This window comes from Rhodococcus sp. D-6 (assembly GCF_040256695.1).
Taxonomy (GTDB): domain Bacteria; phylum Actinomycetota; class Actinomycetes; order Mycobacteriales; family Mycobacteriaceae; genus Rhodococcus; species Rhodococcus pyridinivorans.
In genome coordinates this window covers 2,904,729-2,929,176 of sequence record NZ_CP132970.1, presented here as the reverse complement: position 1 = coordinate 2,929,176, position 24,448 = coordinate 2,904,729, and the positions used below count along the sequence as shown (strand labels likewise).

Genomic DNA, 24,448 nt, shown 5'->3' with positions numbered 1-24,448 from the left:
GCCCGGGTGGATCACCCGATGACGAGCCACCCACCGTGGTGTTCGAACACCTCGAAGGGACGCCCCGTACTGCGGCCCAGTTCCTCGAGTGCGGGCAGGTCGAAGGTGCGCACGTGTCCGTGGCAGGCCGTCGCCTCGTCCTCGAACGGCACCGCGACCACCACCCGCTGCCGGGCGATCCGCAGCGCCTCGGCGAGGATCGTGGCACCGAGGGCGTCGTCGACGTGCTCGAGCAGGTGGATCGCGGTGACTGTGTCGGCGCTGCCGTCGGGCACCGGGACGTTCGCCGCGTCGCACACGAGCGTGTCGACGTGCAGCCCGAGCCGCGGTGCGACCGCATCGAGCAGGCGCATCGTGCCGGGCAGGATGTCGGTGGCGGTGACGGTGGTGCCGGCGGCGGCGAGCCGCAGCGGCAGGAAGCCGAAACACGACCCCAGGTCGAGCACGCTCCCACGCACGAGTTCGGCGGCCCGATTATGGATGGGCGCGAAATCGGCTGTACCGTCGAGCAGTTCGCCGAGCGAGTTGCGGTAGTAGGTGACCCACGAGTCGAGGGCGCCGGGCACCGTGGAGCGGACAAGTCCCACCATCGTCAGCTCGAACTCGTCCTGACCGAACTCGATGTCCTGGATCGAGGCGGTGACCTCGGCGACGAGTCGCTCGCTGATCTGCTCGGCCGTGAGGGAATGCGTGACGTGGAGTCGGTCGTCCTCGCGCCGGACGTTCAGCGGCCCGGCGGGTACGCGTTCGACCGTCACGTGATCGTGTGTCCACCGGCCCGGGCTGCAGGGAGCGAGCGAATCGAGCAGGGTCATTGTTTCGCAACCTTTTTCGGAGGTGTGGAAGGGGGCGGTGTGGAAGGGGAGTGCGGGTCACTGTAGTCGAGACCGGCCGTCAGTGTCCCCATCCCGGTGGCCAGTAAGTCGTGCAGATCCGATCGGGGTTCGTCGAGCCACGCCTCGTAGGCGGAGATCGCGACACCGAGCAGCAGATAGCCGACGGTGCGGGGGATGTGGTCGTCGGGATCGGCCCCGATGCGACGGGCGACGAACTCGGCGACGACACGTCTCCAGCCCTGGTACATCACCGACGAATAGCCCTGCAGCGCGGGCGTGTGCAGGATGAGACCCATCCGCGCGCGGTGTCGTTCGGCCTCACTGTCGGGGAAGGTGTTGAAGTCGTGCAGGGCGGTGGTCAGCGCTTCCGAGAGCGGAACGTCCTCGGGGATCGTTTCGAGGCTCGCGCGCATGCCGGCGAGGTGTTCGTCGAAGTTTCCCCAGGCCACCTCGTTCTTCGACGGGAAGTAGCGGAAGAAGGTGCGTCGCGCGATGTCGGCCGCCTCGGCGATGTCGTCGATGCTCGTCTCGTCGAAGCCCGCCTCCATGAACAGCTCGATGCCGATTGCGGCGAGTTCCTCCTTCGTGGTGGACGGGCGGCGACCTATCCGAGCGGACGGTTTCCCGCGACTACGCGTCATTCTTCCTCCCGAAGGCGTGACATTCTGCACTCGATGCCATTACAGTGGTGAACCGTCTCACAGTGCAAGTCCCGCTGTGACGACCGGCTCCGATCCAGGAGAAGAAACCGAGGAGGAAACATGTCCGATCGTGACAACGCCGTGATCGAATCCGATCTGATAGAGGAGTCCCTCGTCGAAGAGGTCTCCATCGACGGCATGTGCGGCGTGTACTGACATGACCGCGCCCGGAGCCACCGACGTGTCCCCCCTGGCAATGGACACCGAGACAGCAACGGACACCGAGATGTTCGATCCGGGTGCCGGCTGGCGGCTCCACCCGCAGGTAGCGCTTCGCCCCGAGCCGTTCGGGGCGTTGCTCTACCACTTCGGCACCCGCAAGTTGTCGTTCCTGAAGAACACCGTCATCGTCGACGTCGTCCGATCCCTCGGCGACCACGGGTCGGTGCGAGACGCGTTGCGAGCGCACGGGATCGACGAGAACGCCGAGCGGCCCTACGTGCGTGCCCTGGGCACCCTGGCCGATTCGCACATGATCGTTCCTGTCTGACGTCTGTAAGGACCAGCCCATGACCTCGCTGCTCGAACCGCCCACAACCTCCGCCCCACCGAAGGTCGGTCGCCTCGTCGACCAGTTCGAGAAGGGCCTCGACGCCCCGATCTGCCTGACCTGGGAGCTCACCTACGCCTGCAACCTTTCATGTGTGCACTGCCTGTCCTCGTCGGGCAAGCGCGACCCGCGTGAACTGTCGACCGAACAGTGCAAGGCGATCATCGACGAGCTGCAGCGCATGCAGGTCTTCTACGTCAACATCGGCGGCGGCGAACCCACCGTGCGATCCGATTTCTGGGAACTCGTCGACTACGCCACCGAACACCAGGTGGGCGTGAAGTTCTCGACCAACGGTGTGCGCATCGACAAGAAGGTCGCCGCCCGGCTGGCCGCCTCCGACTATGTCGACGTGCAGATCTCCCTCGACGGCGCCACCGCCGAGGTCAACGACGCCGTGCGCGGGCCGGGTTCGTTCGCGATGGCCGTGCGTGCCCTGGAGAACCTGTCCGAGGCGGGCTTCCGCGACGCGAAGATCTCCGTCGTCGTCACCCGCCAGAATGTCGACCAGCTCGACGAATTCAAGGCTCTCGCCGACCGTTACGGCGCGACCCTGCGCATCACGCGACTGCGCCCGTCCGGCCGCGCCGTGGACGTGTGGGACGACCTGCATCCCACCCACGAGCAGCAGCGGCAGCTCTACGACTGGCTCGTCGCCCACGGCGAGGGCGTGCTCACCGGCGACTCGTTCTTCCACCTGTCCGCCTTCGGCGGCGAGGGCGGCGGCTCGCTGCCCGGACTGAACCTGTGCGGTGCGGGACGCGTGGTGTGCCTGATCGACCCGGTCGGCGACGTCTACGCGTGCCCGTTCGCGATCCACGAGAACTTCCACGCCGGAAACATCCTCACCGACGGTGGTTTCGCGTCGGTGTGGAAGAACTCCGAGCTGTTCCGCGAACTGCGCGAACCGCAGTCCGCCGGTGCGTGCGGCTCGTGCAACTTCTTCGACGCGTGCCGCGGCGGCTGTATGGCCGCGAAGTTCTTCACCGGCCTGCCGATGGACGGACCCGATCCCGAGTGCGTGCAGGGCTACGGGCAGTCCGCGCTCGAAGCCGAGCGCACCGTGCCGCAGTCGAGCGTCGACCACTCGCGCACCGGCAAGCGCGCCGAACGGCGCACCCCGGCCGCACCGGTACCGCTGACCCTGCTCACCAAGCCCCCCGCCAAGTTCTGCGACGAGAATCCGCTCGCAGGGCTCTAGATCTTCCGAGGAGACGACCGACGATGGCCAAGCCTTCCTGGTTGAAGAATCCGTGGGCCCAGGACCCATGGTTCGAGACCGTCGCAATCGCACAGCAGCGCGCCCGTAAACGCCTGCCCAAGTCCGTCTACGGCGCACTCGTCGCCGGATCCGAGGCCGGCATCACGGCCGACGACAACACCACCGCCTTCCGCGAACTCGGGTTCGCCCCGCACGTCGCGGGACTGTCGGACAAGCGGGAGATGTCTACGACCATCATGGGACAGGATGTGTCCCTGCCCGTGATGATCTCGCCGACCGGTGTGCAGGCCGTGCACCCGGACGGTGAGGTCGCCGTGGCCCGCGCGGCCGCCGCCCGCGGCACCGCGATGGGTCTGTCGTCGTTCGCGAGCAAGTCCATCGAGGAAGTCGCGGCGGTCAACGACAAGACCTTCTTCCAGATGTACTGGGTCGGCAGCCGCGACACGCTGATCCAACGCATGGAACGTGCCCGCGCTGCGGGCGCGAAGGGTCTGATCATGACCCTGGACTGGTCGTTCTCCAACGGTCGAGACTGGGGCAGCCCCGCCATCCCGGAGCGGATGAACCTCGAGGCGATGGTCAAGTTCGCCCCCGAGGGCATCACCCGGCCCAAGTGGCTCCTCGAATGGGCGAAGACCGGTGCCGTGCCGGATCTGACCACCCCCAACCTCACACCGCCGGACGGCCAGGCCCCGACCTTCTTCGGCGCCTACGGCGAGTGGATGACCACGCCCCTGCCCACCTGGGAGGACGTCGCGTGGCTGCGTGAGCAGTGGGGCGATGCACCGTTCATGCTCAAGGGCGTCATGCGCGTCGACGACGCCAAGCGCGCCGTCGATGCCGGGGTCACCGCCATCTCGGTGTCCAACCACGGTGGCAACAACCTCGACGGCACCCCGGCGCCGATCCGGGCCCTGCCGGCGATCGCCGAAGCGGTGGGCAAGGACGTCGAGGTGCTGCTCGACGGCGGTATCCGCCGCGGCAGCGACGTCGTCAAGGCGATCGCGCTCGGCGCCAGGGCCGTGCTCATCGGCCGCGCGTACCTGTGGGGTCTGGCCGCGAACGGTCAGGCAGGCGTGGAGAACGTCCTCGACATCCTTTCCGGCGGAATCGGTTCCGCCCTCATGGGTCTGGGCAAGAACTCGATCCACGAGCTCACCCCCGACGACGTCTTCGTGCCGGACGGCTTCCGCCGCGATCTCGGCATCTGACCGAACCGACGGCATGAGCCCCGCGCTCACCGAACCGATCACCCTCGCCGGACGCACCGCTCCGTCGAGGGTGATCTTCGGTCCGCACGTCACCAATCTCGGTGACGGCCGGTCGTTCTCGGACCGTCACGTCGCGTACTACGCGCGACGTGCGCAGGGTGGGTGCGGGATCGTCGTCACGGAGACGGCGTCGGTGCACCCGTCCGACCACCCTTACGAACGCGCACCGCTGGCCGAGTGCTGCGGGGACGGCTACCGGCGGATCGTCGAGGCCTGCCGTCCGCATGGCACACTCGTGCTCGCCGGCCTCGGTCATCGCGGCCTGCAGGGTTCGAGCGCGTGGACCCGGGCACCGCTGTGGGCACCCTCGCGCGTGCCGGATCCGGTGACACGCGAACTGCCTGCCGAGGCGATCGAGCGTGAAATCGCCGAGCTCGTCGAGTCCTTCGCCCGTGCTGCCGTCGTCGCCGCGGAAGCGGGTCTCGACGGAGTGGAACTCGACGCCGGACCGACCTCGCTGCTGCGGCAGTTCCTCTCCGGGCTGACCAACCGTCGCGACGACGCATACGGCACCGAACGCCTGCGGCTGCTGCGTGAAGCGATCGCCGCCGTTCGCGCGCGAATCGGCTCGGATCACATTGTTGCACTGAGACTCTCGTGCGACGAGAACGCGCCGTGGGCGGGCATCACACCCGACATCGCCGCCGGATACGTCCGCGCGATCGCATCATCGGTCGACCTGCTCACCGTGGTGCGCGGTGGATTGTTCTCACCCGAGTCGTATCGGCCCGACGCACATGTCGCCGCCGGATTCAACGACGACCTGTGCCGCCGCATCCGGGACGAGATCTCCGGATCGGTCCCGATCGCTCTGCAGGGCAGCATCGTCGACGCCGGCCACGCGCAGCGGGCCCTCTCCGACGGTGCGTGTGACCTGGTCGAGATGACCCGCGCGCAGATCGCCGACCCCGACCTCGTCGTCGCCGTCCGTCGCGGTCGTCGGCCGCGTCCCTGCGTGCGCTGCAACCAGGCGTGCCTCGTCGACGACTTCCACAACCCGATCGTGGGGTGCATCGCGAACCCGGAGGCCGGCGACGAGACACGGAACTCTCCCGGACCGGTGGACTCCGCACGCGACGTACTCGTGGTGGGTGCTGGACCCGCCGGTCTGGAAGCAGCGCGCGTGGCAGCGACGCGCGGTCACCGTGTCGTCCTGGTCGAGGCGGACGAACGGGTCGGTGGGACGATCGCCGCCGTCTCGCGCGGTGGCCGGCCCGACTTCGCTGCGCTCGTCGACTGGCTCGAACAGCAGTGCCTGGAGTCCGGCGTCGACATCCGTACCGGCACGGAAGTGAGCGCTGCCGACATCGAGAGTGCGCTCGCCGCGGGTGCGGAGGTCGTGCAGGCCACCGGCGGGCTTCCACGTCCACCCTCCTTTCCGGTGACCGAGCCCGAGCGGTACGCGACCGCCGCGGAGGTGCTGTCGGGGATTCGGCCGCCTGCGTCACGGATGGTCGTGTGGGATCCGACGGGTGGTCCGGTGGCGAGTGCCGTCGTCGACCGTCTCGTGGAGCGCGGCGCGGAGGTCCACTATGCGACGGGTGACCCGGTCGCCGGATCACGACTTGCGCCGACGGGGGACCTCGTCGCCTTCGACGTCCGCATGCAGCGGGCGGGCGTGGCGAGACATCTCGGGTGCCGGGTCGGTTCGGTCGATGCCGACGGCGTCGTGCTCGTCGACCGGGTGTCCGGGGAATCCAGGCCGGTGGCGGGCGCTGTCCTGGTCGACTGCGCACCCCCGTTACCGGCAGAAGTGTCCGAGTGGCCGGGATCGCGGTCGATCGGCGACCAGGTGGCCCCGAGGACCGTGCGCGAGGCCGTCCGAGAGGGATACCGGGTGGCCACGGCGCTGTAACGTGGGGCACACTGAAACGCGTTCTAATTTGGGTCTACGGAAGGGCCGACATGGGAGATTTCGACGGCAAGGTCGTCTTCATCACCGGGATCGCGCGCGGGCAGGGCCGCAACCACGCCATCCGGTTCGCGCGTGAGGGCGCGTCCGTCATCGGCGTCGACATCGCGGCCCCGGTATCGGAGTACGTGACCTACGAGCAGGCCACCGAGGACGACTTCCACGAGACGGTCCGCCTCGTGGAGGAGGCCGGCGGGAAGATCCTCGCCCGTGTCGCGGACGTGCGCGACAGTGCCGCACTGAAGGCCGTCGTCGACGAGGGCGTCGCCCAGTTCGGGCGACTCGACGTGGTGGTCGCCAATGCCGGCATCTGCAGCTGGAACCGCTTCTGGGAAATGCCCGACGACCAGTTCGAAGAGCTGATCGACATCAACCTCACCGGTGTCTTCAAGACCCTCAAGGCCGCTGCCCCCGCGATGATCGAGGCCGGTAACGGCGGATCGATCATCGTCGTCAGCTCGGTGGCGGGCCTCAAGGCGATGCCAGGCCAAATCAACTACGCGGCAGCGAAATTCGGCCTCGTCGGTATCACGCAGGCAGCGGCGAAGGAACTCGGCCCGTACCGTATCCGGGTCAACTCCATCCACCCCTACGGCGTGAACACCCCGATGGGCACCGACGTCAGCGTCCTGAAGCTGTTCGAGAAGAACCCGTCGTGGGGACCGAACTTCGTCCCCATCCTCACCGAGAAGCCTGCGGCCGACCCCGACGACATCTCGGAGACCGTGTTGTTCCTCGCGAGCGATCGGGCCTCCACGATCACCGGCAGCCAGATGGCCATCGACCAGGGCAACTCGAAGGTCTGACGGTGACGCGCACGGCGACCGGCACCGTTCCGCACGCGTCGTTGCGGATCGGTCCGGTCAGCCTGCGCAACCGCATCGTCTTCCCGGCGCACCTGACCAACTTCTCGGTCGACGGCACCGTCACCGACCGTCACATCGCGTACTACGAAGCCAGAGCCCGAGGCGGCGCGTCGATGATCGTCACCGAGGAGCACACCGTGCACCCCTCGGACCGGCCCTACGAGAAACTGATCCGGGGCTGGGACCCGGACATCGTCACCGGTTACCGCCGCCTCACCGACGCCGTCCACCGACACGGCACGCGGATCCTCGCGCAGCTCAACCACAACGGCGCGCAGGGCACCTCGATGTACACGGGGCAACCGCTGTGGGCGCCGAGCCCCGAGCCCGACCCGCTCTTCCGCGAGGTCCCACGCGTGATGACGGAATCCGACATCGCCGAACTCGTCGCGGGCTACGCCGACGTCGCCCGCCGCTGTGCCGAGGGCGGCTTCGACGGTGTCGAGATCCAGTGCTCCCAGGCATCCGTCCTGCGCGCTTTTCTCGCATCCGCGACGAACCGTCGCACGGACCGCTACGGCGGGGATCTCGCCGGGCGGGCCCGTCTGCTGCTCGAGGTCGTGTCCGCGGTACGGGCGGCCGTCGGGCGCGACCGTGTCGTGGGCGTGCGACTGACGGGTCACGACGGCACCGACGGCGGTGTCGGTATCGACGACGCCGTGCAGGTCGCGCGGATGCTCGAGGCGAGCGGCGACGTCGACTACCTCAACACGTCCGTGGGCGTCGCGACCGAGACGTTGCATCTGGTCGAAGCGCCGATGTCCACCCCGCACGGTTATTCCCTGTTCGTCCCCGACGCGATCCGGGCGGCGGTGTCGCTGCCGGTCGTCGGGGTCGGGCGCTTCACCCGACCCGAACAGATCGGTGCCGCGCTCGCCGACGGAGTATGCGATCTGGTCGGCGCCGTGCGCGCGCAGATCGCCGACCCGGAGTTCGCGAACAAGACCCTCTCCGGACGCGACGACGAGATTCGGCCGTGCATCGGCTGCAATCAGGAATGCATCGGACGGGTCGGGCTCAACCGTCCCATCGCGTGCGCGGTCAATCCCCAGGCCGGGTACGAATCCGACGCTCCTGCCGCGCCCGCCGTACCGCACCGGGTCGTCATCGTCGGCGGCGGACCCGCGGGCCTGCAGGCGGCGGTAACGGCTGCCGGAGAAGGACATTCGGTCACCTTGCTCGAACGGAACCGGTGCACCGGCGGCCAGATCCGTGAGGCGGCTGCAGCCCCGCACCGTGCCGAACTGCTCGGTGCGGTGACCCACCTCGACGCCGAGTGCCGCCGCAGGGGAGTGGAGGTGCGTACCGGTGTGACCGCCGATGCCGCGACGCTGCACGCGCTCGCGCCCGACGTCGTGGTCGTGGCGACGGGTGCGCGCCCACACCGGCCCGCCTGGGCGGGTTCGTCGGCGCGGGTGAGCGACGTGCGCGACGTGCTCACCGGTCGCGCCGCACCCTCCGGCCGCGTCCTCGTCGTCGACGATCTCGGTTTCCACCAGGCGACCTCGGTCGCCGAACTACTGGCCGACCGGGGGAGTGCGGTGACGGTGTGCACGCCGGGAATGCTCGTGGGCCAGGACCTCGGCCTGACGCTCGAGCTCGACGGCTGGTTGCGCCGCGCCCACGACAAGCGGATCGGGCGACTCACCGGCGTCGCCGTCGGCGGTGTCGTGGACCTGCCGGACGGCGCCGAGGTCACCCTGATCCACCACGCGACCGGCGAACCGGCGACGCTCGCGGTGGACGCGGTCGTCGTCGCCACCCATCAGGATCCCGTCGACGAGCTGTGGCAGGAGCTTTCGGCATCCGGCACGAGAGTGATCCGTGTGGGCGACGCGGTGACGCCACGCCGCCTGCACGCCGCGATCGTCGAGGGGGATCGGGCCGCCAGGGACCTGGCTCTTACGTCTTCAGCCCGCGGCGCATGACGATGCGCGGCCAACGGTCGAGGCCGTGCTTCCGTTCCTCCACGCGGATCCGGGTGAGACCAGGGGAGAGGGCATCGTCCGCGACCGTGCGGAAGCCGAGACGCGCGTAGTACGGGCCGTTCCACGGCACGTCGCGGTAGGTGGTCAGCGTCAGCGATCCGAACCCGGCGTCCCGCGCCCACCCCGCGACGTGGTCGATCAGCTCGCGGCCGATCCCGCGACGCGCGTGATCGGGATGCACCGACACCTGCTCGATGTGAACGCCGTTGTCGACGATGTCGGCCACGAGATACGCGACCGCTCGTCCGTGCTCGTCGAACCACGCCCAGCAGCGGCCCGCGTCCCGGTGAGCGCGCAACTCCTCGACGGACGGAGGATCGTCGTCGGCGACGAACGCCATCCCGATCTCGGCGAAGGGCTTGCCCGCCGCGCGTTCGATCTCCTGCAGCACCGGCAGGTCGTCGTCGGTCGCCGGACGGATCGGGGGCAGTTCCTTGCAGTAGTACATCGCCGTCGGTGATTCTGCGTAGAGCCCGAAGCGCTCGGTCATCGGCACGTACCCGGCCTTCGCGTACAGCGCGATCGCTTCGGGTTGCTCGCTGCCCGTCTCGAGGATCATGCGACGGCGACCGGCATCGGTCGCCGTGCGCTCCAGCGCACCCAGCACCCGTGCTGCCACACCACGTCGCCGCATGCTCGCCCGCACGTACATCCGCTTGATCTCGGCATCATCGTCGCGTACCCCTCGATGCGAATGCTCCGGTGCACGCCAGCCGCCGATCCCGGCCGGAACCCCGTCGGCCACCGCCAGGAGGAACACCCCGCGTGGCGGTTCGAATTCGTGCGGCGCCAGTTCGGTGTCGTCGGGTCCGCCGTACCTCCGCACGTATTCGAGTTGGACCTCGCCGATGAGGTCCTGCACGTCCGGATCGTCCAGCGGACGAGGTTCGATCAGCACCGGGAAAGCGTACCGACCGGATCTCGGCGTCCGGGCGGACCCACCGAGACCTCCGGGTTTCGTGCACGCCCGCGAAACCCTTAGCATCGGAGCGGTGATGCGGGAGCTCGCCGACGCCTGTTGGACGGACATCGAACCCGACCGGGTGACGGTGGCCGTCCCGATCGGTGCGTTCGAACAACACGGCCCACACCTTCCCCTCGACACCGACACCCGGATCGCGACTGCTGTCGCCGCCGAGCTGCCCGAGGTGGTCCTCGCGCCACCCCTGCCCTACGGAGCCAGCGGGGAACACGAAGGTTTCGCCGGCACCGTCTCGATCGGAGCCGAGGTGACGAAGGCGCTGATCGTCGAATACGGCAGGTCGGTGTGCCGATGGGCGAAGCGGGTCGTCTTCGTCAACGGGCACGGCGGCAACGCCTATCCGCTGATCGAGGCGGTGAGCCTCCTGCGATACGAAGGCCGCGACGCTGCCTGGCTTCCGTGCGCGGTGCCCGGATCCGATGCCCACGCCGGTGTCACCGAGACGAGTCTGCTGCTGCACCTGGCGCCCGGGGCGGTCGACATGACGCGGGCCGCGGTCGGCGCAACGGAACCGATCGGAGCACTGATGCCACGACTGCGCGAAGCCGGTATCGTCTCGGTGTCCGCGAACGGAGTGCTGGGAGACCCCACCGAGGCCACCGCAGAACTCGGCGCGCGCCTGTTCGCGAGTCTGGTCGAGCGGGCGAGTGCACAGGTCGCCCGGTGGCAGCCGGGAACGGAAGGAAGGCTTCGGTGAGTCGGGCGATCACTCCACAGGCGACGTCCCCGGAGGCGGCGCAGCCCTCAGCGACCCGGCTCCCCGACGGTTTCGGTGTGCGCATCGACGCGCGGGTGCGCAGCTTCGCCGGAGGACGCGTCCTCGTCGGAGGATCGCCCACGCGCATGCTCACACTTGCCCCCGCCGCCGTAGCGATGATCGACGAGGACTTCGTCGAGGTGGTGGACGCGCAGAGCGCCGCGGTCGCGCGACGCCTGCTCGACTCGGGCATCGGAAACCCCCGGCCGACGAAGCTGCCGCCGAGTTCCGCCGTCACCGTCGTCGTCCCGGTCAAGGACAATCCGTCCGGCCTCGCCCGTCTGCTCGCCGCTGTCGAAGGGCACGAGGTCGTGGTCGTCGACGACGGTTCCGAGAAACCGGTCGAGGCGCCGGAACGTGGTCGCGTCCGGGTGATCCGGCACGAGACCGCACGCGGGCCGGCGGCGGCCCGCAACACCGGATTGCAGCAGGTGGCAACGGAATTCGTCGCCTTCCTCGATTCCGATGTGGTGCCGCAGCTGGGCTGGCTCGAACGATCACTGGGGCACTTCACCGATCCTGCGGTCGCACTCGTCGCGCCGCGCGTCGTGGCCCTCGAACCCGACAGCAGCGCGCTCGCGAAGTACGAGCACGCACGCTCGTCGCTCGACCTCGGCAGCCGGGAATCCGCTGTGGTCGCGGGTGGTCCCGTCTCGTACGTGCCGAGCGCGGCGCTGCTCGTCCGTCGCGACGCGCTCGTCGCCTGCGGTGGTTTCGACGAGACGATGCACGTGGCCGAGGACGTCGATCTGTGCCGGCGACTGCAGACCTCGGGGTGGCGGTTGCGGTACGAGCCCATCTCGCGGGTCGCGCACGACCATCGCACCCGCTTCCGGACGTGGTTGACGCGCAAGGCATTCTACGGAACCGGTGCGGCTCCGCTCGCTGAGCGGCATCCGGGTTCCGTCCCACCGATGGTGATGTCGATCTGGACGCTCCTCGCGTGCGTCGCGATCGCGACCTTCACCCGCGTCGGGGTGATCGCAGCGGTGCTGACCCAGGTGGTCACCTTCGTGCGGTTGCGGCGGATGTTCTCCGGACTCGACCGGCCCGACCGCATCGCCGCGCTGCTCACCGCCCAGGGATTCGCCGGTGGTCTGTGGCAGGTGGCGTCGGCGGTGTGCCGGCACTACTGGCCGGTCACGGTCGTCGCAGCGGTGTTCTCCCGCAAGGTTCGGCGGGCGGTTCTGGCTTGCGCTGTGGCCGAAGGCATCTGGGACTGGAAGACGCACCGCGAGAGCGGCGGCCTCGATCCCGTCCGGTACCTGCTCTACAAGCGCCTCGACGACCTCGCCTACGGCGCGGGGCTGTGGAAGGGTGCGCTCGACGCCCGCACGGCGGCCGCGCTCGTACCCGACATCCGGAAGTGACATGATCCCGGCGCACGCCGATGTGGTGATCGTCGGCGGGGGAAGTTGTGGCTGCGTTCTCGCCGCCGGGCTCAGCGACGATCCGGACCGCACCGTGCTGCTGCTCGAGGAGGGCACGGCGTTCGGGTCGGCGTCCGCTGTTCCGCGCGAGATCCGTGACGCTGCCGTCCTTCCGGTTGGTCCGGAGAGCCCGTGGACGGCGGACTTTCCCGGACGGTTGACCTCGGACGTCCAGGCGACCGTGACGCGGGGCCGGGTGCTCGGGGGCTCCGGCGCGGTCAACGGCGCGTACTTCGTGCGTGCGCGGCCGGACGACTTCGCGTCGTGGCCCGCCTCGTGGTCGTACGAGGAGGTGCTGCCGTCCTTCCGGGCCGTCGAGACCGACACGGATGTCCCCGGCGACCTGCACGGAAGTTCCGGCCCGATACCGGTCGCCAGGGTGCCGCGCGAACGGATGCATCCGCTCTCGCGTGCCTTCGTCGACGCCTCCGAAAGTGCGGGATTCGCACCGGTCGCCGACCTCAACGCTCCCGGACCCGACGGGGTGGGTGCGGTTCCGTCGAACATGCGCGATGGCACGAGAGTGGGTCCGTTCCTCGCGTACCTGGCACCCGTCCTGGACCGGCCGAATCTGACGGTCGCCGGCGGGGTGAGCGCGACCCGAGTCGTGATGGCGGGCGGTCGCGCGGTGGGTGTCGAGATCGCCGGACCCGACGGACCACGAACGATCTCGGCCGGACACGTGATCGTCGCCGCAGGCGCAGTGAGGTCCCCGCAGCTGCTGATGCTCTCCGGGATCGGACCGGCCGACGAACTGGGCCGGCTCGGCATCGATCCGCTGCACGACCTTCCCGGGGTGGGCCGCGATTTCTCCGACCATCCGGAGTTCGCCGTCCCGTACCGATTCCGCCCGGGCCTCCCGTCGCACACGCTGCTGCTCGAGACGGTCCTGCACACCGAGAACCTCGAACTGCGCCCGTACACCGCGGCATTCGGTGCGGCGATCCCCGGCAGCGGTGTCGCCGATCCGGTGCTCGGCGTCGTCCTGACGCGCCCACGCAGTCGCGGACGCATCGTGCTCGACGAACGTGACCCGCGACGTCCACCTCTGCTCGACTATCGATACCTGACCGACCCGGCCGACCGGCAAGCTCTGGAGGAGGGTGTCCGGCTCGCCGCCGACCTCCTCGCCGCGACCACCGGCGTCGTCGAGGCCGGCAGCGTGGACGCGCGCGGCGGCAGGCTCGGAACGTCCCTGCACCTGTCCGGCACGTGCCGGATGGGCGACGACGAGAACGCCGTGGTCGACGAGTGGTGCCGCGTGCGCGGGATCGAGGGGTTGAGCGTCGTCGACACCTCGGTGTTTCCGCAGGTCCCCAGCCGTGGGCCGCACGCCACCGCGGTGATGCTCGCCCACCGCATCGCCGCGACCGCGAGGGATGCCCTGCCCCACACGGTGTGATCCCGACTACAGTGTCGGGGGAGGAGGCGCCGGTACATGACGGATCGTGGAATCGCGACGACCAACCCCTGGGTGGCACTCGACCCGGGAGCGGACGTGGCCGCGCACGCACGTGCGGTACTGCGCGCGCACGGCACGTTTGTCTCCGCCCGCGGCAAGGATCGGCTCGACGGGGTGCGCTCGGTGGTCCGCGACTCGTGGAGCCGGAGCCTGCAGCGCGGCATCGATCCCGACGTCGTCGAACAACCCGCACTGCTCTCCGGGCACGACCTCGAGGAGTACCGCGCCGGCCACCCCATGTCGCTGATCCGCCCGGTGGTGCGCAAGCTCCTCGTCGAGGACGCCGACGACAGTGGACTGCTCGTCGCCATCACCGACGGACAGGGACGGCTGCTGTGGGTCGAGGGCGATCACGCCGCGCGCGACCGCGCCCTGTCGATGAGCTTCGTCGAAGGGGCCGACTGGAGTGAGGACCGCGTCGGCACGAACGCTCCGGGAACGGCTCTCGCCGTGGATCATTCGGTGCAGATCTTCGGCGCCGAGCATTTCAACCGCACGGTGCACGAATGGAGTTGTTCGGCCGCTCCCGTGCACGACCCCACCAGCGGCCGGGTCCTCGGTGCCATCGACATCACCGGTGGGCACCGCGTCGCCGCGCCCGAGGTCCTGCAACTCGTCCGCGCGACGGTCGCGGCGGCGGAGGCCGAACTGCGGTTGCATGCCCTGAGCGGCCGCCCGTTGTTCCCGTCGGCGACGCCGCGCATCGAGACGATCGGCGCCGGGCGGCCCGCCCTGCACCGCGGAGGCGAACGCGTCGGCCTGTCCCGCCGGCACGCCGAGATCCTGCTGATCCTCGCCGATCACCCCGAAGGCCTGAGCTCCGACAGGCTCGCGATGCTGCTCGACGAGAACGAACTCGACTCGGTGACCATCCGCGCCGAGATGTCGCGCCTGCGCAAGGTGCTCGGGGCCGAACACCTCGGATCGCGGCCCTATCGGCTGCTCACCACGCTCGACACCGATGTCGCGGACGTGCGCCGCGCACTCGACCGCGGCGACGTGGCCTCGGCGGTCCGCCTCTGTACCGGGGAGATCCTGCCCGGATCGGTGGCGCCGGGCATCGAGGAGATCCGCGACGAACTCTGCTCGGGCGTGCGGGCGGCGCTGTTGCGCTGCGGCGAGGAGCATCTGCTCGCGCAATGGACCGCGTCCGTCCACGGCCGCGAGGACATCACCGCCTGGGCGGCCTACCGGGCATCGATCGATCCCCGGTCACCCCGCTTCGCGCAGGTCGACGCCACATTGACCCGATTGGACAGGCAGCTCGCAACGTAGTTGCAACCCTCGCGTTCGTAGTGTTTCGGATCACATACCGACCGCTCGACGCTGCAGGAGATGCACATGACCGTGTACGCCCGCCCCGGTTCGCCCGACGCCCACATGTCCTTCCAGTCCCGGTACGACAACTGGATCGGTGGCCAGTGGGTGCCCCCGGTGAAGGGGGAGTACTTCGAGAACGTCACCCCCGTCACCGGCCAGGTGTTCACCGAGGTCGCTCGCGGCACCGAGGAAGACATCGAACTCGCGCTCGACGCAGCCCACGCCGCCGCGCCGGCCTGGGGGAAGACCTCGCCCGCCGAACGCGCGGTGATCCTCAACAAGATCGCCGACCGCATCGAGGAGAACCTCGAGTCGATCGCCCTCGCCGAGTCGTGGGACAACGGCAAGCCCATCCGCGAGACCCTCAACGCCGACATCCCGCTCGCGATCGACCACTTCCGCTACTTCGCGGGAGCCATCCGCGCGCAGGAGGGTTCGATCTCCGAGATCAACTCCGAGACGGTCGCCTACCACTTCCACGAGCCGCTCGGCGTCGTCGGCCAGATCATCCCGTGGAACTTCCCGATCCTCATGGCCGTGTGGAAGCTCGCGCCGGCCCTGGCCGCCGGCAACGCGGTGGTCCTCAAGCCCGCCGAGCAGACACCGGCGTCGATCCTGCACCTGATCTCGATCATCGGCGACCTGCTGCCGCCCGGCGTGGTCAACATCGTCAACGGTTTCGGTGTGGAGGCGGGCAAGCCGCTCGCGTCGAGCCCGCGCATCCGCAAGATCGCGTTCACCGGTGAGACCACCACCGGCCGGCTGATCATGCAGTACGCCTCGCAGAACCTGATCCCGGTCACCCTCGAACTCGGTGGCAAGAGCCCGAACATCTTCTTCTCCGACGTGCTGTCGGCGAACGACGACTACCAGGACAAGGCGCTCGAAGGCTTCACGATGTTCGCCCTCAACCAGGGTGAGGTGTGCACGTGCCCGTCGCGTGCGCTGATCCAGCAGGACATCTTCGACGACTTCCTCTCGCTCGCCGCGGTCCGCACCAAGGCCGTCCGCCAGGGCGATCCGCTCGACACCGACACGATGATCGGCGCTCAGGCCTCGAACGACCAGCTCGAGAAGATCCTGTCGTACATCGAGATCGGCAAGAGCGAGGGTGCCAAGGTCATCACCGGTGGTGAGCGCGCCGATCTCGGCGGCGACCTCTCGGGCGGCTACTACGTGCAGCCGACGATCTTCCAGGGCAACAACAAGATGCGCATCTTCCAGGAGGAGATCTTCGGCCCGGTCGTGTCCGTGACGTCCTTCAGCGATTTCGACGATGCGATCTCGATCGCCAACGACACCCTCTACGGTCTCGGTGCCGGTGTGTGGTCCCGCGACGGTGGCGTCGCCTACCGTGCCGGTCGCGCCATCCAGGCCGGCCGGGTGTGGACGAACACCTACCACCAGTACCCCGCGCACGCGGCCTTCGGTGGTTACAAGCAGTCCGGCATCGGCCGCGAGAACCACCACATGATGCTCGACCACTACCAGCAGACGAAGAACCTCCTGGTGTCCTACGCCCCCAAGGCACAGGGCTTCTTCTGATCCGAACTTCGGCGCCTGTCACGTCCGCACGGCGTGGCAGGCGCCGTTGCCATACGCTCGGAACACCGTGCACCCCAACGGAAAGGCAGGCCTGTGACCGTCCCGCGAATCGTGGCGACCGTCGATGCCGTCGCCCTGCTGCGCCGCCTCGCGCAGCGCAACGGACCGCTCATGATGCATCAGTCCGGCGGATGCTGCGACGGCTCCGCGCCGATGTGTTATCCCGACGGCGATTTCGTCGTCGGCGACTGCGACGTGCTCCTCGGAGTCCTCGACCTGCGCCTCGGGGCAGGGGAGACCCGCTCCGATCCGCCGGTCGGCGCGGACGCCGTGCCGGTGTGGATCTCCGGTTCGCAGTTCGAGGCGTGGAAGCACACCTGTCTCGTCCTCGACGTGGTGCCCGGGCGCGGCTCCGGGTTCAGCCTCGAGAGTCCGGAGGGGGTGCGTTTCCTCAGTAGGGGGCGCGCGTTCACTTCCGACGAAATGGCTCTCCTGGAAGCCCACCGGCCACTCACCGGGCGGGACCGGGAGGCCGGCGTGGAGCCCGCCGTGTCCGATGTGCCCACCGTGGTCGCCGAGGCCGCCGACGCGTGCCCGGTACCCGGCCTGTCCCCGTGATCCCATCTGCGTGATCCCATCGGGAGGAGGGTGACTCGCCTGCCGGTTGCCGGTGTGCGTCAGAATCGGGACGGAATCCGTCCGGATTCCGGACGACGACGTGGGCGCCCGGCGGGTGCGACGAGGAGTGGGCATGGCCTTCGCAGGCAACGTGGACGAACTGGCACTGCTGCAGACGGTGCGCCTGAAGAAGCAGGTCACTGCCGAGGTGATCGCCGCGCACCTCGGTGTGTCGGTGGCGGCCGGCCAGGCTGCGGTGGCCGCGCTCCTCGAACAGGGCAAGGCGTCGGAGAACGGCGGCGGCATCAGCCTCACCGACAAGGGCACCTCCGAGCTGAACGATCAGCTCGATGCCGAACGGGTCTCCATCGACGAGGATTCGATCTCGGAGCTCTACGACCAGTTCCTCCCGCTCGACGAGGAGCTGAACACGCTCCTCGAGAACGCGGACGCCGACGGATTCGTCGACGGCCTCATCGACCTCGACCGCCGGGCGCAGAGTCTGTTCGACGACGTGTCGGCGTTCGTGCCGCGCCTGTCGCGCTACCAGGACCTGTTCGCCGAGGCCCTGGAGAAGATCAAGGGCGGCTCGCTGGCGTGGGCCACGGCCGCCAACATCGACTCCTACGCCTCCGTGTGGGGCGAGATGCGCCAGGAGATCGCGGGCGCCGCCGGCCGCTGACAATTTCGTTCGTTCGGCGCACTATGTGATGCCGGTCACCTCTACCCCCCTTTCGGGGGTGGTGCGGGGGTGACCGGCATCACTACGTTTCGTTCATCCGCCGAGGCGATCACGCCCGCGGTTCGAACGGACAACGGAGGACTCACGTGACCAGTGTGTCGACCCCGGGGGCTGCCGAACCCCCCGTCGCCGGACCGGTGGGACGTTCGCGTCCCGATCCATCCACACCCCGCCACGCGGGCCCCTCGAAGGAAGGGCCCGGTATCCGGCGCGTCGCCGTCGCCAGCTGCATGGGCACGACGATCGAGTTCTACGACTTCTTCATCTACGGCACCGCCGCAGCGCTCGTCTTCCCGACGGTCTTCTTCCCCGCGCTCGGATCGACCGCAGGTACCGTCGCCTCCTTCGCGACCTTCGCCGTCGCCTTCATCGCCCGCCCCGTGGGCGCAATGCTGTTCGGGCACTTCGGCGATCGCATCGGACGCAAGAAGACGCTGATCTCCACGCTGCTGCTGATGGGTATCTCCACCCTGCTCATCGGCCTTCTGCCCGGCGCCGAGACCATCGGTGTCGCCGCCCCGATCATCCTCGTGCTGCTGCGATTCGCCCAGGGCTTCGCAGTGGGCGGTGAGTGGGCCGGTGCGACCCTGCTCACCGCCGAATACGCGCCACCAGGCCAACGCGGTCTGTACGCGATGTTCCCGCAGCTCGGTCCCGCCATCGCATTCGCCCTGTCGAGCGGAACCTTCCTGTTCACCGGTCTCGCCCTCGGCGACACCAACGACGCCTTCCTGAACTACGGCTGGCGGATCCCGTTCCTGCTCAGCATCGTTCTCGTCGGCATCGGCCTCTACATGCGCCTCGCCATCGAAGAGACTCCTGTCTTTCGTGCGGAGCAGGAAGCCCGCCGTAGTGCCCCGGCCGCCGAGATCGAGGCCCCGCGCCGGCTGCCCTTCCTCGACGCGTTGCGCTACCAGGCCAAGGAGATCTTCCTTGCCGGCGGCGCGCTGGCCATCATGTTCGCCTTCTTCTACATGGGCACGGCCTACCTGACCAGCTACGCGACGTCCGAGCTGGGATTCGACCGGCCGTTCGTCCTGGTGGTGGGCATCGCCTCGTCGCTCGTCTTCGGTCTCGCGATCGTGCTGTCCGCGCTGTATTCCGACCGCTTCGGGCGCAAGAAGGTCATCATGGTCTCGTGCGCCTTCTCCGTGGTCTGGGCACTGGTGTTGTTCCCGCTCCTCGACACCGGCTCACCGATTGCGTTCGTGCTCGGAATGATGATCACCCTCGCGATCTTCGGTATCGCCTACGGGCCGTGCGGAGCACTGCTGCCCGAGATGTTCGCGACCCGCTACCGCTACACCGGTGCCGGTCTGGGCTACAACTTCGCCGGTGTCCTCGGCGGCGCCATCCCGCCGATGATCGCCGCACCGCTCGCCGCCTCCTACGGCGGTATCGCGATCGGGATCATGCTGGCCGGAATCGGCCTCGTGAGCCTGGTCTGCACCGCGGCGCTCGTGGAGACCCGCGACCGGGCCCTCTGATCCACCGCCCCACCGATCCACCCCCGGTGGCGGTCGTCCGGCAGCAGCCCGACGACCGCCACCACAGCCGTTTCCCCGCCTCGTGAAGGAGAATGCGATGTCCGGCCTCGACGTCGACCGTCTGCCCAGCTACACCCAGGGTGCCTGGGACGTCCCGCTGCTCGGCGACACCATCGGCGACAACCTCGACCGCACCGCCGCCCGCTTCGGCGACCGTGAGGCGCTCGTCGATTCTGCCGCCGGAAAGCGCTGGAGTTACACCGAATTCGTCGCGGACATCGACGTGCTCGCGCTCGGTATGCTGCGGGCGGGCATCACCAAGGGTGACCGCGTCGGAATCTGGGCACCCAACTGCTGGCAGTGGGTGCTCGTGCAGTACGCGACCGCGAAGATCGGGGCGATCCTCGTCAACATCAACCCCGCCTACCGCTCGCACGAGCTGCAATACGTCCTCGAGCAGGCCGGTGTGCGGATGCTGGTGTCCGCCCCGACGTTCAAGACCTCCGACTACGCGCAGATGATCGAGACCGTCCGGCCCAACTGCCCCGATCTCGAGGACGTCGTCCTGCTCGACTCGCCGCGGTGGGACGAACTCGTCGACTCCGGCCGCGCCGCGCTCACCGAGGACCGGGCACCGCTCGACGCGGCCCAGGCCTCGTTGTCGCCCGACGATCCGATCAACATCCAGTACACCTCGGGCACCACCGGTTTCCCCAAGGGCGCCACCCTCAGTCACCACAACGTGCTCAACAACGGTTTCTTCGTCGGCGAGCTGTGCCACTACACCGAACGCGACCGGGTCTGCATCCCCGTCCCGCTGTACCACTGCTTCGGGATGACGATGGGCAACCTCGCGTGCACGAGTCACGGCGCGACCATCGTGTTGCCGGCGCCGGGATTCGACCCCGCTGCGACGCTCGGTGCGGTCGCCGAGGAGAAGTGCACGTCGCTGTACGGCGTGCCGACGATGTTCATCGCCGAACTGGCCGACCCCGGATTCGACAACTACGACCTGTCGAGTCTGCGGACCGGAATCATGGCGGGATCACCGTGTCCGGTGGAGGTGATGAAGCAGGTGATCGACCGGATGGGCATGAGCGAGGTCTCCATCTGCTACGGCATGACCGAGACCTCCCCGGTCTCGACGCAGACCCGCAGCGACGACAGCATCGAGCGGCGCGTGAGCACCGTCGGTCGTGTCGGCCCGCATCTCGAGGTGAAGGTCGTCGACCCCGTCACCGGACTGACGGTGCCGCGCGGCGAACCCGGCGAACTATGCACCCGCGGTTACTCGGTGATGCTCGGCTACTGGGATCAGCCCGACAAGACCGCCGAGGCGATCGACGCGGCCCGCTGGATGCACACCGGCGACATCGGCGTCATGGACGAGGACGGGTACGTCTCGGTGACCGGCCGGATCAAGGACATGGTCATCCGGGGTGGGGAGAACATCTACCCCCGCGAGATCGAGGAATTCCTCTACACCCACCCGGACATCCTCGACGCCCAGGTCGTCGGCGTGCCCGACACGAAGTACGGCGAGGAACTCATGGCGTGGATCCGGATGCGCGAGGGCGCCGAACCGCTCGACGCCGATTCGCTCCGGACGTTCTGCACCGGCAAGCTCGCCCACTACAAGATCCCGCGCTATGTGCACGTGGTCGAGGAGTTCCCGATGACGGTGACCGGGAAGGTCCGCAAGGTGGAGATGCGCGAGCAGGCGATCGCCTTGCTCGAGGCGACACGAGCGGACGGGGGCCGGTGAGACCACGGCCCTGCCGGAGAAGGATGTTCACTCGACAGGCACGTCGAATCCGCCTCGTGTGAGGGGTTCATGATCGACACTGATGGGGTACATGGTCGTCGAGGTTGCGCCGCCCCGGGTGCGGCGCCGAACAGAGAGGCTCACCATGGGACAGATCATCGGCACGATCATCTTCGGCGCAGTCATCGGTATCCTCGCCAGGTTGGTGATCCCCGGTAAGCAGGCGATGGGGATGCTCATCACCATCGTCATCGGCATCATCGGTGCGCTGATCGGTTACTGGATCTGGGGTCTGATCTCGTCCGAGGGGAACGAGAACACCTCCGGCATCGATTGGATCCGCTGGATCATCTCCATCGCCGTCGCTGTGGTGCTCACCCTCATCTACACGTCTGCGACGCGCGAGCGGCGGTAGCCGAGAGTCCTCGCGCGAGACTCCGTTTCGGACGTCTCGGACGCCGTGCACGGGCAGTCCGTCCGTGCACGACGGTTCCCGGCCGGTCCGGGCGGGCCTTCGTCCGTGTTCAGGTACGGTCCCGGACCGGGAGGTGAACTGTGGTGGAACCGCAATGGACTCCGACGGACGTCGACATCGAGCAGGCGAACGTCACCGGATTCACCCGGTTCGTCGAGGAGAGACACGGACTCGACCTGCCCGGCTACCGGGCGTTGTGGCAGTGGTCCGTCGACGAGCCCGGCGCATTCTGGCAGGCAGTGTGGGACGCCTTCGACGTCGTCTCCCACACCGACCCCGGCCCGGCTCTGGCCGACGCCTCCATGCCCGGTGCCGTGTGGTTCCCGGGCGCGCGACTGAACTTCGCCGAGTACGTCTTCCGGGAGCGTCCCCCGGACGAGGCCGCCATCGTCCACCTCGACGAGGAGGGACGCCGGCGCGAGGTCTGCTGGTCCGAACTCGAACGCCGGACGGCCGCGCTCGCCGCGACGCTCCGCGCGCACGGGGTGGGGGAGGGTGATCGTGTCGTCGGCTACCTGCCCAACATCCCCGAAGCGATCGTCGCCCTGCTCGCCACGGCGAGCATCGGGGCCGTCTGGGCCGGATGTGGACAGGACTACGCCGCACCTGCGGCGATCGACCGTCTGGGCAGACTCGAACCACGAGCACTCGTCACGGCAACCGGATACCGCTACGCAGGACGGCGGCACGACCGCGTCGACGAGGTGGACGTACTCCGCGCCGCGATGCCTGGCCTCGCCCTGACGGTCGTCGTGTCGGAGGAGGAGACATCGTTCGACACGTCCGGGTTCGACATGTCCGGGCAGACCGGGACCGTTCTGGACTGGCGGGACGCTGTCTCCGGCGACGCCGCTCTCGAACCCCTACCCGTTCCCTTCGACCATCCGTTGTGGGTGGTCTTCTCCTCCGGCACCACCGGCCCACCGAAAGGCTTGGTGCACGGCCACGGTGGTGTGCTGCTCGAACACCTCAAGGCGTTGTCGCTGCACCTCGACCTCCGTCCCGGCGACCGCTTCCTCTGGTACACCAGCCCGAGCTGGATGATGTGGAACTTCCTGCTCTCGGGGCTGCTCGTGGGATGCACCGTCGTCACCTACGACGGCGCCCCGTCCCATCCCGAGGTCGATCGCCTGTGGCGGATCGCGGCCGAGGAGAACGTCACGGTGCTCGGGACGAGCCCCGGCTATGTGCTGGCCTGCATCAAGGCCGGTGTCGTCCCGCAGGACGACCACGATCTGTCGGCCCTCCGCGGCGTCGGGGTCACCGGGTCGACGCTGCCCGCCTCGTCGTCGGCGTGGCTGTCGGACAACGCCGGCGAGCACGTGCAGGTGATGTCGATCTCCGGCGGGACCGACGTCGTGACGGCCTTCGTCGGCGCCGTCCCCACGGTGCCCGTGTGGCCGGGGGAGATCTCGGTGCCCTGCCTCGGCGTGGCGGTCGACGCCTTCGACGAAGGGGGCCGGCCGGTGCGCGGAGAGGTCGGCGAACTCGTCGTGACCGTCCCCATGCCGTCCATGCCCGTGCGGTTCTGGAACGACCCGGACGGCAGTCGCTACCGCGATGCGTACTTCTCCGTCTATCCGGGTGTGTGGCGCCACGGCGACTGGATCACGATCACCGAGCGCGGAACCTTCGAGATGCACGGCAGGTCCGACTCCACCCTCAACCGCCACGGTGTGCGGATGGGCAGTGCCGATATCTACCAGGCCGTGGAGAACCTGCCCGAGGTCGTCGAGTCGCTCGTCCTCGGCATCGAACAACCCGACGGCACGTACCGCATGCCGCTGTTCGTCGTCCTCGCCGAGGGCGTCACGCTCACCGACGACCTGAAGGAACGGATCCGTGCGGCCGTGCGCGAGCACGCCTCGCCCCGGCACGTGCCCGACGAGATCGTCGCCGCGCCCGGGGTGCCGCACACCCGCACCGGTAAGAAGCTCGAGGTTCCCCTCAAACGGATCCTGCAGGGAGCCGATCCCGGCCGCGTCGTCGACCGCACCGCGATCGACGAACCCGACCTGCTCGACTGGTACCGCGACCAGGCGTGATCCGGGGCACACCATGAGCGTCACCTAACTGGACAGTCCCCGTCCCGAATGGTCGGATTGCGCCCATGGACATCGCCATCAAGATCTTCCTCATCCTGCACTTCATCGGCCTCGCGGGCATCATCGGTTCGTGGCTCGCGGTCATCAAGGAACCGCGCGTCGTCGCCGGCATGCTGCACGGCGCCATCCTGCAGGTCGTGACGGGTCTGGCCCTGGTCGGTCTGCGGGAGGCGCAGGACGTCGTCGAGGTGAACCACATGAAGATCGGCATCAAGCTGCTGGTCGCCCTCGCCGTGCTCGTCGTGGCGTTCATCGGCCTGAGGAAGGAGAAGCAGAATCCCGGCTCGACCGCGACGCTCGCCCACGTCGCCGGTGGTCTGGGCATTCTCAACGTGATCATCGCCGTGGCGTGGACGTGATCGTCCGCACTCGGGTGACAGCTGGTCGGCGCCGGGTGGGCACCCTGTAGATTGG

The 24,448-nt window shown here is 68.6% G+C and carries 22 protein-coding genes; 19 read left to right on the top strand and 3 right to left on the bottom strand.

Annotation, left to right across the window (positions count from 1 at the left end):
- Positions 1 to 11: 11 nt before the first annotated feature.
- Both mftM and mftR read right to left on the bottom strand, forming a co-directional pair.
- Positions 12 to 815: a mycofactocin oligosaccharide methyltransferase MftM gene (gene mftM / locus RBB84_RS13525; RefSeq protein WP_006553548.1), complete on the bottom strand. Its 804-nt coding sequence runs from the start codon at positions 813 to 815 to the stop codon at positions 12 to 14.
- Positions 812 to 1,477, bottom strand: coding sequence for a mycofactocin system transcriptional regulator (mftR, locus tag RBB84_RS13520; RefSeq protein WP_033096091.1), 666 nt, complete (start codon positions 1,475 to 1,477; stop codon positions 812 to 814). Before mftR ends, mftM begins: the two co-directional genes overlap by 4 nt.
- A 120-nt stretch (positions 1,478 to 1,597) precedes the next feature.
- Between mftR and mftA the strand changes: the two genes are divergently transcribed.
- The 7 genes from mftA to RBB84_RS13485 are packed head-to-tail and all read left to right on the top strand — an operon-like array spanning position 1,598 to position 9,286.
- Complete coding sequence (gene mftA / locus RBB84_RS13515; RefSeq protein WP_006553546.1) at positions 1,598 to 1,693, top strand: mycofactocin precursor MftA; 96 nt, start codon at positions 1,598 to 1,600, stop codon at positions 1,691 to 1,693.
- Between the two features lie 40 nt (positions 1,694 to 1,733).
- Entirely contained in the window at positions 1,734 to 2,027 is a 294-nt protein-coding gene (gene mftB, locus RBB84_RS13510) for a mycofactocin biosynthesis chaperone MftB (RefSeq protein ID WP_006553545.1), read from the top strand.
- A gap of 19 nt (positions 2,028 to 2,046) precedes the next feature.
- Positions 2,047 to 3,288 (top strand): mycofactocin radical SAM maturase, encoded by a 1,242-nt coding sequence (gene mftC / locus RBB84_RS13505; RefSeq protein ID WP_019291268.1) that lies wholly within the window; start codon positions 2,047 to 2,049, stop codon positions 3,286 to 3,288.
- A 23-nt stretch (positions 3,289 to 3,311) separates the two neighbouring features.
- The gene (gene mftD, locus RBB84_RS13500) at positions 3,312 to 4,520 is read left to right on the top strand and encodes a pre-mycofactocin synthase MftD (RefSeq protein ID WP_006553543.1); all 1,209 of its coding nucleotides are present in this window, start codon (positions 3,312 to 3,314) and stop codon (positions 4,518 to 4,520) included.
- 13 nt (positions 4,521 to 4,533) lie between these two features.
- Positions 4,534 to 6,435 carry a mycofactocin system FadH/OYE family oxidoreductase 1 gene (locus RBB84_RS13495; protein ID WP_033096089.1) on the top strand — a complete coding sequence of 634 codons (1,902 nt, stop codon included), beginning with the start codon at positions 4,534 to 4,536 and terminating at the stop codon, positions 6,433 to 6,435.
- Between the two features lie 50 nt (positions 6,436 to 6,485).
- Positions 6,486 to 7,298 carry a mycofactocin-coupled SDR family oxidoreductase gene (locus RBB84_RS13490; RefSeq protein WP_024101647.1) on the top strand — a complete coding sequence of 271 codons (813 nt, stop codon included), beginning with the start codon at positions 6,486 to 6,488 and terminating at the stop codon, positions 7,296 to 7,298.
- Positions 7,299 to 7,300: 2 nt separating this feature from the next.
- The gene (locus RBB84_RS13485; RefSeq protein ID WP_033096088.1) at positions 7,301 to 9,286 is read left to right on the top strand and encodes a mycofactocin system FadH/OYE family oxidoreductase 2; all 1,986 of its coding nucleotides are present in this window, start codon (positions 7,301 to 7,303) and stop codon (positions 9,284 to 9,286) included.
- On the opposite strand, the gene RBB84_RS13480 is transcribed toward RBB84_RS13485, so the two are convergent.
- Positions 9,261 to 10,244 carry a GNAT family N-acetyltransferase gene (locus RBB84_RS13480; RefSeq protein ID WP_033096087.1) on the bottom strand — a complete coding sequence of 328 codons (984 nt, stop codon included), beginning with the start codon at positions 10,242 to 10,244 and terminating at the stop codon, positions 9,261 to 9,263. The genes RBB84_RS13485 and RBB84_RS13480 overlap by 26 nt on opposite strands.
- Before the next feature lie 97 nt (positions 10,245 to 10,341).
- Here RBB84_RS13480 and mftE point away from each other — a divergent pair, with 97 nt between their 5' ends.
- From mftE to RBB84_RS13420, 12 genes are all read left to right on the top strand, one after another.
- Complete coding sequence (mftE, locus tag RBB84_RS13475) at positions 10,342 to 11,025, top strand: mycofactocin biosynthesis peptidyl-dipeptidase MftE (RefSeq protein ID WP_019291273.1); 684 nt, start codon at positions 10,342 to 10,344, stop codon at positions 11,023 to 11,025.
- Positions 11,022 to 12,455 (top strand): mycofactocin biosynthesis glycosyltransferase MftF, encoded by a 1,434-nt coding sequence (gene mftF / locus RBB84_RS13470; protein ID WP_006553535.1) that lies wholly within the window; start codon positions 11,022 to 11,024, stop codon positions 12,453 to 12,455. Before mftE ends, mftF begins: the two co-directional genes overlap by 4 nt.
- 1 nt (position 12,456) lies before the next feature.
- A complete protein-coding gene (mftG, locus tag RBB84_RS13465; protein WP_033096086.1) occupies positions 12,457 to 13,917 on the top strand; it encodes a mycofactocin system GMC family oxidoreductase MftG in 1,461 nt (486 codons plus the stop codon).
- Positions 13,918 to 13,953: 36 nt separating this feature from the next.
- Positions 13,954 to 15,252, top strand: coding sequence for a helix-turn-helix domain-containing protein (locus tag RBB84_RS13460; protein WP_033096085.1), 1,299 nt, complete (start codon positions 13,954 to 13,956; stop codon positions 15,250 to 15,252).
- A gap of 66 nt (positions 15,253 to 15,318) precedes the next feature.
- Positions 15,319 to 16,842: an aldehyde dehydrogenase gene (gene adh, locus RBB84_RS13455; protein ID WP_006553532.1), complete on the top strand. Its 1,524-nt coding sequence runs from the start codon at positions 15,319 to 15,321 to the stop codon at positions 16,840 to 16,842.
- Between the two features lie 93 nt (positions 16,843 to 16,935).
- Positions 16,936 to 17,460: a DUF779 domain-containing protein gene (locus tag RBB84_RS13450; RefSeq protein WP_006553531.1), complete on the top strand. Its 525-nt coding sequence runs from the start codon at positions 16,936 to 16,938 to the stop codon at positions 17,458 to 17,460.
- 133 nt (positions 17,461 to 17,593) lie between these two features.
- On the top strand, positions 17,594 to 18,142 hold the full coding sequence (locus RBB84_RS13445; RefSeq protein WP_006553530.1) for a hypothetical protein: 549 nt from the start codon (positions 17,594 to 17,596) through the stop codon (positions 18,140 to 18,142).
- A 263-nt stretch (positions 18,143 to 18,405) separates the two neighbouring features.
- Positions 18,406 to 19,689, top strand: coding sequence for an MFS transporter (locus RBB84_RS13440; RefSeq protein ID WP_024101640.1), 1,284 nt, complete (start codon positions 18,406 to 18,408; stop codon positions 19,687 to 19,689).
- A 97-nt stretch (positions 19,690 to 19,786) separates the two neighbouring features.
- Entirely contained in the window at positions 19,787 to 21,454 is a 1,668-nt protein-coding gene (locus RBB84_RS13435) for an AMP-binding protein (RefSeq protein ID WP_006553528.1), read from the top strand.
- A gap of 145 nt (positions 21,455 to 21,599) precedes the next feature.
- On the top strand, positions 21,600 to 21,869 hold the full coding sequence (locus tag RBB84_RS13430) for a GlsB/YeaQ/YmgE family stress response membrane protein (protein ID WP_016932945.1): 270 nt from the start codon (positions 21,600 to 21,602) through the stop codon (positions 21,867 to 21,869).
- Between the two features lie 143 nt (positions 21,870 to 22,012).
- Positions 22,013 to 23,974 carry an acetoacetate--CoA ligase gene (locus RBB84_RS13425; protein WP_006553526.1) on the top strand — a complete coding sequence of 654 codons (1,962 nt, stop codon included), beginning with the start codon at positions 22,013 to 22,015 and terminating at the stop codon, positions 23,972 to 23,974.
- A gap of 65 nt (positions 23,975 to 24,039) precedes the next feature.
- Positions 24,040 to 24,393, top strand: coding sequence for a hypothetical protein (locus RBB84_RS13420; RefSeq protein WP_006553525.1), 354 nt, complete (start codon positions 24,040 to 24,042; stop codon positions 24,391 to 24,393).
- The last annotated feature ends 55 nt before the right edge of the window (positions 24,394 to 24,448 follow it).